The organism is Gracilimonas sp. B-17 (assembly GCF_056857935.1).
This window is the reverse complement of the sequence record NZ_JBSXOA010000012.1, coordinates 1364907-1383130: the sequence shown is the minus strand read 5'-3', so window position 1 is coordinate 1383130 and position 18224 is coordinate 1364907. Positions and strand designations below refer to the sequence as shown.

Genomic DNA, 18224 nt, shown 5'->3' with positions numbered 1-18224 from the left:
GCAATTTTAACTGTTTACATAGATGAAAAAGTTACTCATATACTTTATAGTGGTAACATTAATTACAATTTCTATCCGATATAGCTTTTCAATTTATAAGATTCAAAGTAATTCTATGTCTCAAACAATTAAGAAAGGGGACTATGTAATAGTATTAAATTATGATTTAGGGAAAAGCATTCGTCAAAATAACATTGTTGCGTTTACTAAAATATTTAATACCAAACCCATCGTTTTTATTAAAAGAGTTGTTGGTCAACCTGGTGATACATTATTCGCTAACAAACACTCCATGATTATTAATCAGATTGAAATTCCTCACGATACGGTATATGATTTACTTCAAGTCAGTTTAAAAGATTCAACTAAAGAAAATGTTTATTTTGATTACCTGCTCGAAAATACAAAAGCAAATCATGATACATTCATGTTTGCTTATAAGAATGAAGATCATTTGGTTGTTCCATCTGAATATTATTTTCTTGTTGGTGATAATTACAATAGAAGTATGGATAGCCGGTTCTGGGGTTTCATCCATGAAGACCAAATAATTGGTAAAGTTGTTGGCATATTTTGAAAGTTTTTAAAAATTAAACTAATAATGTATGCCCTGTATATTTTTAAATAGGTGCGAATTATGATAAAAATAAAACGCTCAGTTTTGTTGATAACGATTGTCTTTTTATCCATTAATACAGCAGCACAAGACAGACGCAACTATCCTGATTACAAACTAGAAATTGTTCAAGATATCTTGCTTTCTGATTTTGAAATCTACCGGCCTAATTTATTGGATATATATGAGGGAGATAAGGCCATATTCTTTGATTTTGCCAGTTACAATTTAATCGTATTTGATATGAATAGCGGTGAGTTTAACTACTATGGCAATAGAGGTAAAGGGCCAATGGAGTTTGGTCAAATATTTGACTTAAAGGTGGATGAAGATGGCGTTGTATACCTTTTAGATACGGGTAACAATAAAATAGTAAAATGGCATCATTTAGGTGATTACCGTGAAGAAGTATCAGTTGGTTCGCGCTTTATACGGCCGGCAAGATTTTCATTATGCAAAGGCTCAAATATCATGTATGTGCTTTCTTCCCAATACGGAAAAGATGGACTTTTACACAGATATAATAAATCTGGAAATTTGAAAACATCATTTCATCAGATCGAAGGGAAAAAAGAAAGATCACCATACTTTACAGATGGGAAGTTGGCTTGTGATAACGAAGGAAATGTATACTATGCAAAACGCTATGTTAATGATATACTTAAATTTAATAATGAAGGTGAAGAGGTATATACGATTCCGGTATTCGACACAGAAAAGTATGAAGATATTGATATTGTAAATGGTAAATTCTATGCGTTAAATCCAAGTGCTCCACGCTATAGTAGTAATATTTATTATTTGAATGATAAGCTGTTTGTAAGCTATTCAGGACTTCCCAAAAATTTCCGATATAGGTATATAGATGTTTATTCGGATACTGATGAACAATATTTGCACTCAATTAAACTGCCCTTTGAGTTTAGAGAATTCGTAATAGATGAAGAAAGTATTTCAATTTTCAGGGAGGATGAAAGGGGGGAAATGTATCTAACTATATTTTCATATAAATATGAAGAATGAGGGTCTCAAAATGATTTCTTGTACACATAATTCTTAGCAAATGTCTAATAATAAAGAATTTGATGTCTTCCAGGATATATCTGCCAAATACCGCACCTACGGCGCGGAGGCATGTTGTGGGATACGGTAGGTTACAAACATGTTGCTCCGATGGATCAGGAGGAGAAGGTATTTTTTATTAAATAATTTGTAAGGAATTGCTTTGTAATCGCTCTAACTAAAAAAAGAGAAATGGCGAACACCTACACTCAACTTTATATTCATTTTGTTTTTGCGGTGCAAAACAGAATCAGTTTGATCCAACCCGAGTGGGAGGAAGAACTCTATAGTTACATAACAGGTATCATCCAAAACAAAACCCACAAAATGATTGCTATTAACGGTATGCCTGATCATCTCCACATGTTTATAGGTTTCCAGCCAAAAGGAGCCATGTCAGAATTGATCAAAGTCGTAAAAGGCGAGTCTTCAAAGTGGATCAAGGACCGGGGATTGGTGCATGGCCGGTTTAAGTGGCAGGAGGGATATGGAGCTTTTTCACACAGCCGGAGTTAGATTGATCGGGTTTATCATTACATCCAAAATCAAAAAGAGCATCACCGGAAGAGAACGTTCAGGGATGAATACCTCGAACTTCTAAAACAGTTTAAAGTGGATTACGATGAAAGATATGTTTTTAAGCCGGTGGAGTAGGAGCAGTAATTCTTACTGTAAAACCTGTCCCGTTTGGGACAGCATGCTTGTAAAAAGAATGTCAGCACCGAAAGCTACGTCCCATAGGTACGTTATGTTTAGTTGGTTTCTGGTTTGTAAGTTTCGTCGGCAACATACCGCACCTACGGCGCGGGAGTCGGGCCATATGTACGGTTTTACAATTATACTGCTCCGATGGAGCAGGTTCTTTGTTATGCGATATTCACAATGGTTGGATGCACCGGAACGAGTTTATATAAAACTATTTCCAAAGTTCACTCGACTTTATATAAGGAAAACCACTAACTACTAAATTCATAGTTTCCATATCCCAATTTATTTTACTATTCTCTGCTAAGTAACCTAAAATTCTCTATTTGCTGCTTAAAAAACCTATAGCGTCTGTAATTTTGGTTCTGGCGGTACTCATTTTCGGGGGTATTGCATTGGATCGGCTCTCAATCGAGCTCATGCCGGATATTGACCGGCCTACGCTATTGGTGCGTACCGACTATTCCGGGGCACCGGCTTCTGAAGTGGAGTTCCGTATTACCGAGCAGCTGGAAGGGATGCTTTCCGGGGTTCGCGGCGTGCAGGAACTGGAATCCCTTTCACGGCAGGGACAAAGTCTCATTTTCCTCACTTTTGAGTGGGGCTTTGACATGGATATTGCCTTCCTGAACGTACGGGAGAAACTGGATCAGGCCCGGTATATGCTTCCTGATCAGGCCGAACGGCCACAGCTGGTGTACTCTTCGGCTTCGGATGAGCCCATCGCTACTATTGCCTTACAACTGGCCAATGTATCGAACCAGGAATTTTCAAACAGGCTTTCCCTGAAACGCTGGGCCGATCAGGTGTTTACCCGCCGGCTGGAACAGCAGGAGGGCATTGCCCAGGCCCTGTTGGTTGGGGAAGTGCAGCCTGAAGTACAGATCCGGTTCAATCCGCGCTTTATTGATCGTTATGGATTGTCGCTGTCCCAAATTCAACAATCCGTGCAGGATGCCAATTTGTTTTCATCTACCGGCGAGCTCCGCGACGGCTGGTACCGCTATGCTCTGAAGATCGAAAGCCGGATCGAGTCGCTGGAGGATCTTCGTAAAACGCCTGTTATTTCCCTGGCCAGCGGACGTGTACTATTGCTGGAGGAACTGGCGGAGGTCCGTATGGCCGAGGCCGACCCGACGTCTTTTGCCTTACTGGATGGAGAAGAGGTGCTAAATGTACTCGTAAAAAAGGAATATGGCTCCAACACGGTGGAGGTCTTTGAGACGCTGGAAAATGTATTGGAGGAGATCCGCGACCAAAATCCGGATATCCTCATCGAGGTGATACAGGAAGATGCGAGCTATATCGAGAACTCTATTTCCAATTTACTGCAAACCCTGCTGATCGGGGGCGTGCTGGCCTTCCTTGTCTTGTTCCTGTTCCTGGATGATGCGCGGAGTCCGTTCACCATCGGGATCTCCATTCCCGTCAGTATCTTCCTCACCTTCGTGGTGATGTTCCTGTTCGATATTCAGCTCAATATCATATCCCTCAGCGGACTCACCCTCGGGATCGGTCTGCTGCTGGATAATGCCATTGTGGTACTGGAGAACATCAGTCGCTATCGCCAAAAAGGACTGGGACGGTTTGAGGCCGCCCGGGAAGGAACCAAAGAGATCAGTCTTGCGGTAACGGCGTCTACCTTTACAACTATTTCAGTATTCCTTCCGCTTATTTTTCTGGGTGGATTTGAAGGAGCTTTCTTCCGGGACCTGGCCGCCACGCTGTCTTTTAGTTTGATCGCTTCACTGTTAGTGGCTCTGTTCATTCTACCGGTCTTTGTGGCGCAGATCAGCAGGCAGTCGAAATCCAAAGGCGTCCTCAGTAAAGTCTCCAAGGGACTTGATAATGTAGTGATGGCTTATGAGCGAAATCTTGGACGGGTCATTCAAAAGCCTTTGCCCATCATCCTTACGGCGGTCATACTATTAGCCGGTGCAGCTTTTGCATTCATGACCACTGAAAAAGCCGTACTTCCCCCTGATGAGCCCTCTAAAGTAGATTACCTGGTTTCCATGCCCGGAAACACGGCTTTGCGTTCTGCCAAACAGGCTTCTGCGGATGTGACCAACATTTTGCTGGAGCGAACCGGACAGACCAATATTCTTTCCCTTGGAGGCTACACCGATAATACGAATCTAAGCTCTATAACCAATGAGGGGCTTAACAAATTTACCATATCCGTTCCCGTTTCGGGTTTTGATGAGGCGAGGGAAGTGGAGCGGATCATGGAAGGGATCGCCCGGACCTATGCTAACTGGACCTTTCAAAAAATATCAGATGATGCCACGGGTGTGGTTGCAGTTGGACAGGATGCCCCGGTGCAGTTCAGTGTGGTTGGCACCGATCGGGCTTTCAGTAACCGCGTGGCCGGTGCTTTTTCAGATTTCATGAGTCAACAGTATGGTGAAACAAGCCTGGAACTAAAATATCCGCAGCGGATACAGGCCTATCAGATCCGGTTCAGGTCGGAGCAGATGCTGGCCTTTGAGCTGACCGAGGCAGAAGTGATCCGTTACCTGGAATCGCTGACCCGCGGGGCGTTCATCACCGATTGGAATCGTCAGGATGAACAGATATCTATCCGATTGATAGGAGAGCGCGGGCGATCACTGGATCCCACTGAGATCACCCTGGATATCAGGAATAAGATCATACCGTTAACCGATGTGGCGGAGATCTCCCGCATTGATGAAGCGGAACAGCTGGAGCGTATCCGTCAGGCCCCGATACTCACCTTTAATTCCGATCTGACCTTCATGGATTGGTGGTGGGATGGAGGAGAGATCCAGCAGCTGGTCAATCAATTTATGCAGGAATCGGGGCATGAGATACAGGTGCGCGGTTCAGCCCTGCAGGTCATTAGCCTGCTGAAAGAATTAGGGTGGCTGCTGATGATCAGCGTGTTGTTGATCTATCTTATCCTTGCCATACAGTATGAAAACCTGAAATATCCGTTCATTATCATTCTGGCCATTCCATTTGCGTGGATAGGTTCCTTTTTTGCCATGTATATCGGAGGCGTAAGTTTGAATGCACTGTCGTTCATGGGCATCCTGATCCTGACCGGTATTGCCGTAAATGATTCCATCCTGAAGGTCGATTTCATGCGTCGCTATTTTGAGGAAACGGGGAACCTGGAGGAAGCTATCAAACAGGCGGGTATCAATCGGTTCCGGCCGGTGGTCATGACAAGTATGACGACGATCCTGGCATTGATCCCAATGCTGATCCCGTTTGGCGATGGATATATCTTCCGGCAATCACTGGCCATTGCACTGATGGGAGGGATGATCACCAGTACCTTTTTGACCTTATATTTGATCCCATTGGTGTTTAAATGGACGAATGGGAGGAATTCAAAATGAAAAATTCAAAATTTAAAAGGATGTCAGAATCACTACCAATTTTAAATTTTTCATTTTGAATTTTTAATTACCACAATGTGACTCAGAGTATTAAATAGATCAAGTATTATGAAACGACAAATGATGCCAAAATTACTACCCTGTTTACTGATCACTGTAATGTTGATCTCTGCTTGTAAGAATGAGCGGGAGACGCCGGAGGCTCCGGATATGGACAGTGTGGAGATCCGCCCCGAGGTGGTATTTGATGTGGTGGACGATGAACCGTTGAATTTCTATATCGAGAGTCGCGGGGTAGTGGAACCGCTAAGGCAGACCAAGGTCGTGCCAAGGATAAGCGGGTATGTGGAGTCGCATATCATTGAAGAAGGCCGGCAAGTGGATAAAGGAGAAGTCCTGCTGCAATTTGTGGATGATGAATGGGAATATGAGGTCGAGCAGGCCCGGCAGGAATATGTGAAGGCTGAGAATCAGTATGAGATCGACAAACGACTTCGGGAAGGTTACACCGGCGAAAGCAACGATGAAATGATCCGGATCAACAGTGGACTGGCGGATGCCGAGGTGGCCTACGAGAGGGCAAAACTGAACCTGAGCTATACCACAGTGAGAGCCCCGTTTTCAGGGCGACTTTCTTTACAGAATGTAGTTACGAATCAAAGTTTTATATCGGAAGGCTCTTATGTCTCGGCCGGTACGGAACTGGCTTCACTGATCGATGCCTCAACCGTAAGGGTACGATTTGATGTGCTTGAATCGGAGATCAACAATCTGGATGAGGGCATGAAGGTAGAATTGTTTGGCCCGGGGGGCAACGGATATGAGGGTGAGATCATCGCTATCTCCCCGGAGGTCAATGCGGATACTAAAACCGGACAGGTATTGGTGGAAGTAGATAACCGTGAGTTTGGCCTGAAAACGGGCATGACAGTAGATGGGCGTGTGTTTGTGCGTAGTCAGGAAAGTAAGGTCCGCATGCCGCGTGAGGCCCTGCTGGAGCGTGATGGAAGAACTCTTGTATTCCGTTTACTGAATAATGAAGAAGTTGAATGGATCTATGTGAGCCCTGTAGCCATGAATTCCGACTGGGTCTTGATCGATCATCCCGAAATTGAACCCGGAGATACGCTGGCCGTGGATCAGCACTTTAGTATCAGCCATCAGCAGAAAGTGGTGCCGCTTTTGGTGAATTAAAAATTCAAAATTTAAAATGAAGAATGGATGCTATGAGCATTTTAAATTTTTCATTTTTCACTTTTAATTATCGTGCGCGAACTCCTAAACCGAAAATACCTCGTTTCTTTTTTCTATATCATCGTGTGTGTGATAGGGGTAGCGGTATGGCGTGTGTTACCGGTTGAGAGCACTCCTGAACTCAATTTACCTTCTGTAACGGTCAGTTATAACTGGGGCAGTACGTCTCCGGAGATCATGGAGATGGAGATCACCCGAAAGGTGGAAAGAGAAGCCAATCGTCTTCGGGATGTGACTGATATTCGTTCCATCACACAGGAGGGAAGATCTTCAGTGACCATTACTTTCCGCAAGGATTCCCCGGTTGATTACCGCGTGCTTGAGCTGAGGGAATACCTGTTTACGCTGGATGAGAATCTTCCTGAAAGTGTGTCACCGCCAAGTATCACCCGTCAGGTTCCCGATGAGCTAGAAGATCAGCAAACCTTTATCGTCTATACGCTGAATGGGGATATGGCACCGCGACAGCTGCTGGAGTACACACGAACCAACATCCGCCCAAAGTTACTCTCCATTGAGGGTCTTGCCGAGGTGTCTATCCGTGGCGTTCAGGATCCGGCACTGGTTATTGAATTCAATGTGGATGAGGTTGAAAAATACGATCTGTCACCCCGGCAGATCTTATTGCAGGTTCGTGAGCAGTTAAGCTGGCGTTCTGCCGGGTTTCTGGAAGAGGGCATTTCCCGCTACAGTCTGATCATCCCTCCAAAATTCAACAGCATAGCCGATATTGCCGGACTCAAAGTTGAACTTCCCGGTTCCAGAAAGCAACTGGTACTGGATGACCTTGCAGAAATATCCGTTCAGGATTACCCGGCAAAATCCATCAAGCGAATAAACGGCGACCCGGCCCTGACCATAGAATTTGTGAAGGAATCGGGAGCGGATGCCTTTACACTGGCTGAAAATGTACTTCAGGCGATGGACGATATTGAAGACCAGCTCCCGGAAAGTTTATCCCTTATGCTCACTGTTGATTCTACTGAGGAATTGCGTCAGCAGTTTGATGACCTTCAGCTGCAGGCCATCGTAAGTGGCATCCTGGTGTTCTTTGTGGTGATCCTGTTCATCCGTAAGCTCAGGGCCCCCTTTGTGATCATGGGCAGTGTGGCTTTTTCCGTATTGCTGAGCCTGATCGTGCTATACTTGTTGGGATATAGTCTGAATATCATCACGCTGGCGGGAATTACAGTGGCGTTGGGTATGCTGATCGATAATGCCGTGGTGGTGTTTGAGCATTTGAATCCCGGTTTGCCGGTTGAAAAATCTGACCGTATTGATCATATACTCAGGGAGATCGGTAATTCGGTGGTTCCGGTACTGGGAAGTACCTTTACCACAGTAGGGATCTTCATCCCACTGCTGTTTGCCCTCGATGAACTCCGCATTTTCCTGGTTCCGTTGGCGGTGGCTCTTACAGTCACGCTGATGTGTTCAGTTATCATCGCCTTTACCTGGATTCCCTATGCACTGGTATGGCTCACCCCAGAGATCACAGAGAAGAAAAGATCCGGTCGGGTCTCAGGCTGGCTGAACCGTTTAGTTATGAAAAGCTTCCTGTTGAAGTCAAAACTCAGATGGGTACTGCCGGTAGTCCTGATCGGTGTGATTGGCTTGCCTTTGTTTGCCATTGAAGAGCCGGAATGGGATTCTGAAGAGGGAACCTGGTGGCCGGAATTCACTCAGGTCTATTTTGATAACCGGGATTCCATAGACGACTGGGTTGGCGGACTGACCAAGCGGTTTTCTGAAGATACTTATTTTGGAAGTCCCTGGAGGCGTGGGAATGAGCAAAGCATCAATGTGTACATTCAGGCCCCTCAGGGTACGCCTTTGTCAGAGATCGACAAGATCGTTAAGAATTATGAAACCATCGTGGAGCCTTACGCCCATGCCTTAAAGTATTATGAGGCCAACCTGTCTGAATATTTTGGAGCCCGAATGCGGTTTGTAGTCGATCCGGAGTACTTGTATGAGACCGAACCCTACACCTTTTTTGGGGAGGCCGCATTCCTGGGTGCAAGAACCGGGAATTTTGCCTTGTCTGTATCGGGGTTGAATCTTCAGGGGATCAGTACCGGATTTGGAGGAGGTTCCTCCAACCACTCCATTCGCCTGGAAGGCTATTCATACGATGAATTACTGAACCTGGCCAAGGACATAGAACGCAGATTGAAAACCAGTCGCCGAGTGCGGGAGGTGGATATCAACTCAAGCTATTACTATCGCCGGGATGATTTTCAGCAATACATACTGCGGTTGAATGAAGAGCGCATACTTGCCAATGACCTGAACCGAAGGGAGGTCATCTCAACACTGATGCTGGACCTGAACCCGGAGAATACCGTTGGGAAGGTCGAGTTTGGGGGGCAGGAAATGTATCTGATCGGGCGCAGTGAGCGGGATAGAGCCTTCGAGGAAGACATGATGAACCGGACGCGAAAGTTTGGGGACGTGAACTTCAATATCAGCCGGATCGGTGAGATCGTGCAGGAAGGAGGTTTGACAGAGATTCGCCGCAATAATCAATCTTATGAACGAACGGTAACAGTGGATTATCTTGGGAATTACCGCATGGGACGGGATTTCATTGAATCGGTGATCGAGACCACACCGGTTCCGGTAGGGGCTGAGATCAATTTTGGACGCGGATTCTTTGGCTTTGGCAACGATGACAGCAGCCGGAATTTTATTTTTATCGCCCTGTTAAGTCTGTTAAGCGTGTGGATGATCGTGTCGGCCCTGCTTGAAAGCGTGAAGTATCCCATCTTTGTGATTATGGCGGTTCCTTTCAGTCTGGTTGGTATCATGCTGGGTACGCTGGCCAATGATATGGCTTTTGACCGCGGGGCTATTGCCGGCTCATTGTTATGTATCGGAGTGGTGGTGAATAATGCGATCCTCATTTATCATCAGAAACAGCTGGAAAATGATAATGGTATCTTTGGGTTGCGCTGCTGGATGCATGTGTACCGAAAACGCATCCGTGCCATTCTGATCACGACGGTAACCACCATCACCGGATTGATCCCAATGATGATCTTTGGCAATAATGAATTCTGGGAAAACCTGGCCATTGTGGTTATTTGGGGACTGTCGATCAGTACGATCCTTTTGTTGGTGATGACGGGGTTGAGGGTGAAGAGCTCTTCTGTGAATAATGAAAAATTCAAAATGAAAAATTTAAAATGAATTATATGACACATCGAGTTTTTACTTGCCTACTGGTATCAGTGCTTTTTTTTACCGGTTTTGGATGCGGAAGTGGTGGGGATCAGACTTCTGCTGTCAAAAAGGAAAACGGGTTGTTATTAATTACTAATGAATCGTTTAGCCAAACTTTTAATGTTGAGGTTAACAAAATAGCGTCTCTTGATACTCAATTATCCAATCCAAAGTTTATAGTCATTTCAGACTCACTCATGTTAATACGAGATGGAAATACTGACAATGATATATTTAAATTTTTTAGAGTGTCTGATTTTAAATTTATTGGTTCATTTGGTGATCAGGGAGAAGGTCCTGGCGAAGTAAGCTCGCCAGCATTTGTTAATCAGGGTGCATTTAAAGCAGATAGTATTTTTGAGTATCTGGACTGGGGTAGAAGAGTCCTTCAAAGGTTTAAAGTTGATTCAGTTTTATATAGCGAGAGACCTTTACCCGAATATGAGTACTCCATTCCATCTAATGTTATTATGCTTCAAAGAGCTTTTCTTTTAAATGATAATTATATCGTTGGTTCAGGTGGTATGAGGAAAGATAAATTGGTTAAAATTGATACAAGGAGAGATTCGATTATCAATTCAACTCCATTTACGCCAGTTCTAAAAGAGGAATTGGGAAATAGGTCAGCTGGGTATATTTATGCAGGGGAAATTGCTCCGAATGAGGACAAAGAAAGAATCGCCGTAACTACTCAAAGATTTAAAACCTTAGAAATATATGACTACGATTTGAATCTGATTTCAGATACAAGATTTGATGAGAATCCGGTTACAATACTTGGAGATGAAAACTCAATAGCTACTGGTGAAACAGTAATACACTACTCCAATATTACGATCTCTGATAACTACATTTTCTTGTTGTATTCAGGTAATAATTATGACGATTTAGAAAACGCATTTTATGGTGATACTTCAAATTTAAAGGAGAGTGAAATTCATGTTTTTGATTGGAACGGTGAACCAGTTTTTAAAATGGTTACGGATTCCTATTTATCAGCAATATCATTTGATAAACTTAACAACAGAATAGTGGGAGTAGCGCCTTATATGGAAGATTATCACAATTATATTGTTTATTTGGACATACCCTTTTGATAACTGATATATATTCCTCACACCCTATATAGGTAAACTTAAGAGCATATATGGCATTCATTTAATAAAAATAAAACAATCGGATAAATGGACTACATAACACATAAAATTTTTACCGGCTTATTAGTATCAGTACTAATGATAACCGGCTTTGGATGCGGAAATGGTGGGGATGATACCTCTGCAATCAAAAAGGAAAACGGGGTGATCTATAATCCCTCTGTGGGGCTTTTGCAGGATGAAGAGGCACCGGTTGAGTTTGAACTGGTTGAGACCATTGATCTTTCAATGATCGAAGAACCGGTGATTAGCAATGTCGGCTATTTGCAAATTGACGACGAGGGTAATTTCTATTTCATAGACCGCCGGTTGAGCAAGCTGATCTCTCTGGATCCTGAAGGCAATCTCCGATGGGCGACCGGAGAAGAGGGCAAAGGCCCGGGTGATCTTGAAAGTCCCTTTGGGATGGTCCTTCATAAAGACAGACTCTATGTGGCCAACATACAGGGCTCCCGGTTAGACGAATTCGATCTGTCCGGTACCTTTATCAAGACCTACGACTTGCCTGAAGATATACGCTTTGCCAGCCTGGTCGATATTCGTGATGATGGCTTGATATTGATGAGCGGCGCAAATTTTGGAACTGTTGGTGCTTTGGTTTACACCCTGGAGTTAACTGACAGCTTGAGGGTACAGGAAAATATTAACATCATTGAAACAGAAGATGAAGAATACAGCAGGGCAACGATCCGTGGTGGAATAGAAATGCGGGATGAAGATTTTATTTACTCATTCAATACAGGATATCGGCATCAGGTCTATGATTATGCAGGGAATCTCAAAACAGAGGTTCACAGAGAGTTTGACGGCATCTTAGGGCCGGGCATATACGCAAATGAAAACAGTGTCAGTCTTTATGGTTTAGGGAATATTAATTCTCCTGTTTTTTTAGACAGCGGTCATTACCTCGTACAGCTTGAACACCCGGTCAATATTGATGATCCGCATGCTTATGCCCGCCGGGCTTCAACCGGAGAAACGGAATCTCCGATCTATGAGCACTTTATGGATGTGTACAATGCTGATCACGAACTGTTATATACCTTTGAGGACTCAGATCTTGTAGAAGGGTTGGGAAGTTTGGGCGTAAGAGATAAAGATGGTTTTTATTACTCAGTATTCAGCAGTGATCTTTTGATCAAGAAGTACAGGCTAACAACGAAAAATGAGGAATCTGAAATGGAAGAGAGAGACCGAATTCCGATTGTTAATTAAGTAATATCCGGCCTCAACCCGGATATCGTAAAATGAGGAAAGCAGTTTAAAGTTTTGAATATCGAATTGGACTCGGGTTTCCTTATTACTTCCGCAACATACCGCACCTACGGCGCGGAGGTATACAAGGGCTTGTTGGGTTACAAACATGGTGCTCCGATGGAGCAGGTTGCGTGTTTATCTTGTTACCATTGACAGGTTAGGAAGACGGATTCGACTGCCCGGTTCACCTTATTGGAATATCGGTTTGCGTATAGAAACTTATAGTTTTTGGGCAGGCCGACATTCTAATCATAATTAGAAACTGTCCCGTTAGGGACAACCTGTTTGTAAAAAGATGGCAGCCCTCCAAAACCATGTCCCTTAGGGACGTTATGTAGAGTTGGTCTTGTGCTTCCTGGGTACCTCGGCAGCATATCGCACCTACGGCGCGGGAGACATACCGGGAGGTACTGTGTGTTACAAACAGTGTGCTCCGATGGAGCAGTTTTTTGTACTTGTTCCGAAGGTCCATCTTCGGAACACAGTCCCGGAAGCTCCTGCTTCCTGTAAAATAAGAATGCCATGCTCGTACATTGTTTTCTAAAAGCCACAAAGCCCAACCTCCGGTAAACATCAGTGGCTTTTATACCAACCGGGCGGAGGTTATACGTCATGGTGCTAATTTACCCCGCCCTGAAGGACGGGGCTAAATCCGGTGATTTCTCACGGATCTTCTCCAAAAAATCATAGCGTTCTAATAAACCATCATTCCGTCCGGTCGTATACGAATGTTCATCAGCTAAGGAGAGGACGGGGTGATGGATGGTGTCTTAAATGAGTCACATAACCCCAGACAAAGCGGAAGATGCTAAAAGTAACTCCATCACCCGGCTCTTGTTGGTATCAGAATCTGTTCCAGAATAATACTGAGCCGAATGATGGAGTAGTTCCGGTCCTTCCTCACCTTTTAAACCAGACTCTGGCGAGATATCTTAATTTCCTTCCGAAATACCATCTTCAACTGCCAATTCGGGAAGCTTGCCTTTGGTTGCAGAAACAAGAACACCGAGTTCGAATTTTTAGTATTCTACTTTGAGGCCATAGACTAAGTTGTTTGCCCAATCAATTTCTTTCCATTTACCAAATGGTTGTCTTTTTACCAATGGATTTACATCCATATGAATTGATTTACTAAAAAGAGGTGCTACATTTTTCGAGTTACTCATTTTGAGCCATTCAAAAACCACATAGAATTGTTTCTCATTTATGAGCAATAGATCGTCCGTAAAATTACACGTTACCCAACCACTCTTTTTATCGGTGGTCAGAATGTAGTTTAATGGAATTAGGTCTTCTCCGGGCTCCCCCGAATCATCAACATTCATAAATCTGCATCTAATACGAAGACTGTCATTAAGATTCTCACTGAGGTATAACCTTGCATTCAAAGGCCTCAACGGAAGTCTATCTTGCCATTCTACTTTAAATGCAAAAGCTGCTCCTATCGTCTTTCCCGGTCCGCTGGCGCCAAATGCTCCCGGCATGATCGGACGTATTTTTTTACCGATCCATTTAGTTCTTGGCTTATGGCCTGATACTCTTATATCCTTAAATTCATAAGTTCGAGGTTTTAGTCTTATTGTATCAGTTTGCAATGCTTCCAAAACCGATATTTTTGCACTAAAATATCCAATGGCAGAAACCTGTAAAGAATCAATATCACCATTATTTGGTAATCGGAGTTCATACATTCCGTATTCATCCGTGGAAGTGCCTTTTCCTATACTTGTGAATCCAATGTTTGCATAAGCTATGGGTTCATTGGTCCGGCTATCTATCACCATACCTTTTATATGCCTATTCGACTGAGCTACAGAATAGCCTGATAGCATAAAAAATATTAATACCTGTATTATTGTACCCTTAAAGAACATTCCCTGAAAGTATTGTTTATTATTTAATCTCGTCCAGCAGCAGAGCTTAGGGATGAGAATAAAGTATACTCACTCCATCACCCGGCTCTTGTTGGTATCAGACTGTGTTGCGGAAATAAACTGAGCCGAATGATGGATTGGGTAGATCCTTACCCAAACTTCTTAACCAGTTCCCAGCGTTTGACCTTTCCCGTTTCGGTCATAGGAAATTCTTTCACGATCTTGAGTTCTTTGGGGATCTTGAAGTCATTTAGGCGGTCTTTGAGCTGTTCCTTGATCTCTTCGATCTGTGGGGTCTTGCCGTTGGTTAAAGTAACCACAGCTGTAACCCGCTCACCCCATTCCTCATCCGGCAAGCCGATCACAATGGCTTCTTTAATAAGTGGAAGCTTGATCATGGCTTCTTCCACTTCGGTAGGATTCACATTCTCACCACCGGTTACGATGAGATCAGTACGCCGGGATTCAATGAAGAGGTGGCCAAACCCATTCATATGCCCATAGTCACCCGTATTGAACCATCCATCCTCATCAAATTTGATATCATTTTCTGAGCTGTTGTAATAACCGTCAAAGACCTGGGGTCCTTTGAGCCATAACAGGCCTGACTGATTCTTGCCCAATACTTTTCCGTTTTCATCCCTGATCTGCATTTCATTGGGAGGGAATGGCTTGCCTACGCTTTTCAAGGGGGTGTACATACCGGACGGAGCCAGTAACGGATTTGCTATGATCTGTGCGCAGGTCTCCGTCATGCCGTAACTTGATACGATAGGAATACCCCGCTCAGCGGCTTTTCTCAGTAATTGTTGGGTAACCGGTCCGCCTCCAAGCAGTATGGATTTGAACTCGCGATGAGTTTTAAACAGGGAGTCGTTCATCAGGCGCTTGAGCATGGTTGGAACCAAAGAGGCAGCCTGAAATCGCTTATTATCCTCCAGAAATTCTCTTACCATATCCTCGTCAAATTTACCAAGCCGGAAGATAGCCGACCCATAGATAAGCGATCGCAGAATAATGGATATGCCTCCGATATGATTCAGGGGTAAACAAAGCAGCCAGAAATGGTTGGGATCGGGTTTGAAATTCTCAGCGGAAGCAATGGCAGCACTTAATATCTGTCGTCTTTTCAACGGGACGATCTTGGGTTCACTGGTGGTGCCAGAAGTAAAGAAATATCCGAAAATAAGTTCTTCATCCACTTCATCGGCTTCCGGAAGATCTACGTTGCGGGCGTCGAAATTAAAGGAATTAAGGAAAAAATTATCATCTATCTGTATGACATTATCAAATCCCAACCGGTTTCGGTTGTTACTGTCACAAAAAATAAGGGCGGGTTTGAGTTCATCAAGGTATCGCTCGAGGTCCCCATTTTTAGCATTTGGGTCGATGGGAATAAAAGGGATGCCCAATTTCCAGCAGGCTGCGATACAAAACACCAGTACGTCAGACGATTCGGCCACAAAAGCTACCGGCCATTTCAGGGAATCCCCATTATCTTCAACAAGATCCTTGAAATAGGCCGCAAAGCGATCCAGATCAGAATAAGTATACATCCCGTGCCTTGAAGACAAGAAGATATCCTGCTTATCGCTTTTATTGAATTCAAAATTATGTAGCCTTGATTTAAACATATACCGTTAAAGCTCTTCGAGTCCTTCTATATCAATATTAATTCCTAAACCGGGTGCTTCGGGGATCTCAACAACTGATGAGTTAAGCCAACTATCCGAAGACAGGTCCTCTTTAAGGAACGATCCGGTTGCCAAGCCTTGAGCATATTTAGGATCACCTAAGCCTGCTGAAAGGGCTGCAATAGCTGCACGACCAACTGCAGATTCAAGTGCTGTGGTCAAAACAGTTTCAATTACATGAGTGTCTAATATCTGTTTTGTTACGAAAATATCCTTGTAGCTCCCCATCAGCGTTGGTTTAATGATCGCCATATCCATGGCTTTCACAAATGATAGTTCCTTTGCCGACCTTTTGTTCCGAATAGATTCATCCGCAGCTATGGGAATTTTAACAGCATCGGTCACGCGCTTCATACCATAGATGTCATCCTTTAAAACGGGCTGTTCGCAGTACTCTACATCAAATTTTTCCAGAGATCTAAGATGTTTGATCGCTTCGTCAGGTAACCAGGCTTGGTTGGCATCCAAACGAATTTTCAGGTCAGGGTATTTTTCTCTGAGCTGCTTGACGATACGGTATTCGCGGGTGATCTGATATCCAACTTTGATCTTTAGCGTGTCATATCCTTCCTCAATGTATTCTTCTGCTTTCATCAGAGCTGTTTTAACTTCCTGAATACCAAGTGTGGCATTGCAAGTTATTTTTGAATTGAAATCATTGAAGAGGTAACCGGCAAGGGATTTGCCTTCTCTTTTTGCTGACAGATCATGCAGTAAAGTATCCAGGCCAAAGCTTAAAGAGGGAAAGCGATGGATCCGGTCGAGCACCGTCAATGCTTCTTCTCCATTGTTTTCTTTGATGGAGGAGTTGATATACCCCCTGTTTGCTCTCAATACTTCAATAACCTCATTAAGATCTTCATTGGAGAATCCCGGCAGAGGAGCTATTTCACCATAGGCGGTATTACCTGACTCTGAATCCTCATAGGCTAATATCACTCCATCCCGATGAAAAAACTTATTCCCCGACACCTGTAAAGGGATGGTAAATGGAAGATGATATTTATAGTGTTTAAGCATTAGTTCATGAGTATTCCCAATGATAACAGAAAGCCATACAATATCATAAATTTAGCGGTCTTTTCAAGCATTCCATTCAGATTACTTTTGTCCTGCTCCATCCAAATTTTATAACAATAAAATATAAGCAAGGGTGCCACTAATACCGGTAAAAAGATCCAAAGGTCGTAACCCAAAATGAAGTAAAAATGAGGTGGAATAGAGTAGGCAAGAATAGCCATGACCACGTACTCGATCTTAAGGGCATTTTCCCCAAGCAGTACGCCTAATGTTCTCTTTCCTGATTTTTTGTCTTGTTCCACATCCCGAAGATTATTTACCACCAAAATATTCACGCATAAAGCTCCTACAGCAATAGAGGCCCAGAAAGAGGCTTCAGACCATTCAAGGGCATTTACATAATAGGTGGTCATAACGGCAACAAAGCCAAAGAAAATGAAAACAAAAACATCACCCAGCCCATTATACCCTAAGGGAAAAGGCCCTCCTGTATAAAGAACTCCAAAAATGAGCGAAAGAATGCCTATGACCAAAACGACCCAACCTGCAGACCAAACCAGGTAAAGTCCAAAAATGAAAGCCAACAGCATGGTCAAAATAGTTGCTTGCTTCATTTGCTCAGGGGTGATCAGTCCGGAAGCTGTCGCTCTCCGAAAGCCGATCCGTTCGTCAGTGTCAGATCCTTTTATAAAATCAAAATAATCGTTGGCAAAGTTAGTTCCGATCTGAATGAGCAGTGCACAGATCAAAGCTACGGTTGAGTTACTCCAATTGATGAGGTCAGCTTTATAAGCCAATGATGCTCCAACAACGACCGGAACTACAGCAGCGGGAAGGGTTTGAGGACGGGCAGCTTCGATCCAAAGGCTCAATTTTGATGTATTCAATTGAAAAAGTTTTCAGGAATGGTTGTGGATAAAGTGAGTATAAAAGATACGGTTTTTACAGGTGGCTTAAAAAGTGAAGAGATATATCAAAGCAGAAAAATAATT

At 43.6% G+C, this 18224-nt stretch carries 11 protein-coding genes and 1 pseudogene; 8 read left to right on the top strand and 4 right to left on the bottom strand.

The genetic code is table 11. The features are described from left to right. Positions 1 to 22: 22 nt before the first annotated feature. The 8 genes and pseudogenes from lepB (at position 23) to AC13FX_RS14335 (ending at position 12602) form a co-directional block, all read left to right on the top strand. Positions 23 to 577, top strand: a complete 555-nt coding sequence (gene lepB / locus AC13FX_RS14370) for a signal peptidase I (RefSeq protein WP_482881562.1) — start codon at positions 23 to 25, stop codon at positions 575 to 577. A gap of 60 nt (positions 578 to 637) precedes the next feature. Then, positions 638 to 1639, top strand: coding sequence for a 6-bladed beta-propeller (locus AC13FX_RS14365; RefSeq protein ID WP_482881560.1), 1002 nt, complete (start codon positions 638 to 640; stop codon positions 1637 to 1639). A 231-nt stretch (positions 1640 to 1870) separates the two neighbouring features. Continuing rightward, positions 1871 to 2332 (top strand): annotated as a pseudogene (gene tnpA / locus AC13FX_RS14360) (IS200/IS605 family transposase). Between the two features lie 377 nt (positions 2333 to 2709). Next, positions 2710 to 5751 carry an efflux RND transporter permease subunit gene (locus AC13FX_RS14355; protein WP_482881559.1) on the top strand — a complete coding sequence of 1014 codons (3042 nt, stop codon included), beginning with the start codon at positions 2710 to 2712 and terminating at the stop codon, positions 5749 to 5751. Positions 5752 to 5859: 108 nt separating this feature from the next. Then, entirely contained in the window at positions 5860 to 6945 is a 1086-nt protein-coding gene (locus AC13FX_RS14350; protein ID WP_482881558.1) for an efflux RND transporter periplasmic adaptor subunit, read from the top strand. A 72-nt stretch (positions 6946 to 7017) separates the two neighbouring features. Further along, positions 7018 to 10197, top strand: coding sequence for an efflux RND transporter permease subunit (locus AC13FX_RS14345; protein WP_482881556.1), 3180 nt, complete (start codon positions 7018 to 7020; stop codon positions 10195 to 10197). A gap of 5 nt (positions 10198 to 10202) precedes the next feature. Further along, on the top strand, positions 10203 to 11327 hold the full coding sequence (locus AC13FX_RS14340; protein ID WP_482881555.1) for a BF3164 family lipoprotein: 1125 nt from the start codon (positions 10203 to 10205) through the stop codon (positions 11325 to 11327). 87 nt (positions 11328 to 11414) lie between these two features. Continuing rightward, positions 11415 to 12602: a hypothetical protein gene (locus AC13FX_RS14335; RefSeq protein ID WP_482881554.1), complete on the top strand. Its 1188-nt coding sequence runs from the start codon at positions 11415 to 11417 to the stop codon at positions 12600 to 12602. 1061 nt (positions 12603 to 13663) lie between these two features. Here AC13FX_RS14335 and AC13FX_RS14330 read toward each other — a convergent pair. The 4 genes from AC13FX_RS14330 to AC13FX_RS14315 all read right to left on the bottom strand — a co-directional run bounded on the left by AC13FX_RS14330 (position 13664) and on the right by AC13FX_RS14315 (position 18119). After that, positions 13664 to 14476 (bottom strand): carboxypeptidase-like regulatory domain-containing protein, encoded by an 813-nt coding sequence (locus AC13FX_RS14330; protein ID WP_482881553.1) that lies wholly within the window; start codon positions 14474 to 14476, stop codon positions 13664 to 13666. Positions 14477 to 14667: 191 nt separating this feature from the next. Then, entirely contained in the window at positions 14668 to 16152 is a 1485-nt protein-coding gene (locus tag AC13FX_RS14325; RefSeq protein ID WP_482881552.1) for a class I adenylate-forming enzyme family protein, read from the bottom strand. 6 nt (positions 16153 to 16158) lie between these two features. Next, positions 16159 to 17232, bottom strand: a complete 1074-nt coding sequence (menC, locus tag AC13FX_RS14320) for an o-succinylbenzoate synthase (RefSeq protein WP_482881551.1) — start codon at positions 17230 to 17232, stop codon at positions 16159 to 16161. After that, a complete protein-coding gene (locus AC13FX_RS14315; RefSeq protein ID WP_482881549.1) occupies positions 17232 to 18119 on the bottom strand; it encodes a 1,4-dihydroxy-2-naphthoate polyprenyltransferase in 888 nt (295 codons plus the stop codon). The genes menC and AC13FX_RS14315 overlap by 1 nt, the downstream gene beginning before the upstream one ends. Positions 18120 to 18224: the final 105 nt, after the last annotated feature.

Bases quoted from the DNA above. Each gene is read 5' to 3' on its own strand.
- lepB (WP_482881562.1), top strand. From the start codon at position 23: ATGAAAAAGTTACTCATATACTTTATAGTGGTAACATTAATTACAATT.
- AC13FX_RS14365 (WP_482881560.1), top strand. From the start codon at position 638: ATGATAAAAATAAAACGCTCAGTTTTGTTGATAACGATTGTCTTTTTA.
- AC13FX_RS14350 (WP_482881558.1), top strand. From the start codon at position 5,860: ATGAAACGACAAATGATGCCAAAATTACTACCCTGTTTACTGATCACT.
- AC13FX_RS14340 (WP_482881555.1), top strand. From the start codon at position 10,203: ATGACACATCGAGTTTTTACTTGCCTACTGGTATCAGTGCTTTTTTTT.
- AC13FX_RS14335 (WP_482881554.1), top strand. From the start codon at position 11,415: ATGGACTACATAACACATAAAATTTTTACCGGCTTATTAGTATCAGTA.
- AC13FX_RS14330 (WP_482881553.1), bottom strand. From the start codon at position 14,476: ATGCTATCAGGCTATTCTGTAGCTCAGTCGAATAGGCATATAAAAGGT.
- AC13FX_RS14325 (WP_482881552.1), bottom strand. From the start codon at position 16,152: ATGTTTAAATCAAGGCTACATAATTTTGAATTCAATAAAAGCGATAAG.
- menC (WP_482881551.1), bottom strand. From the start codon at position 17,232: ATGCTTAAACACTATAAATATCATCTTCCATTTACCATCCCTTTACAG.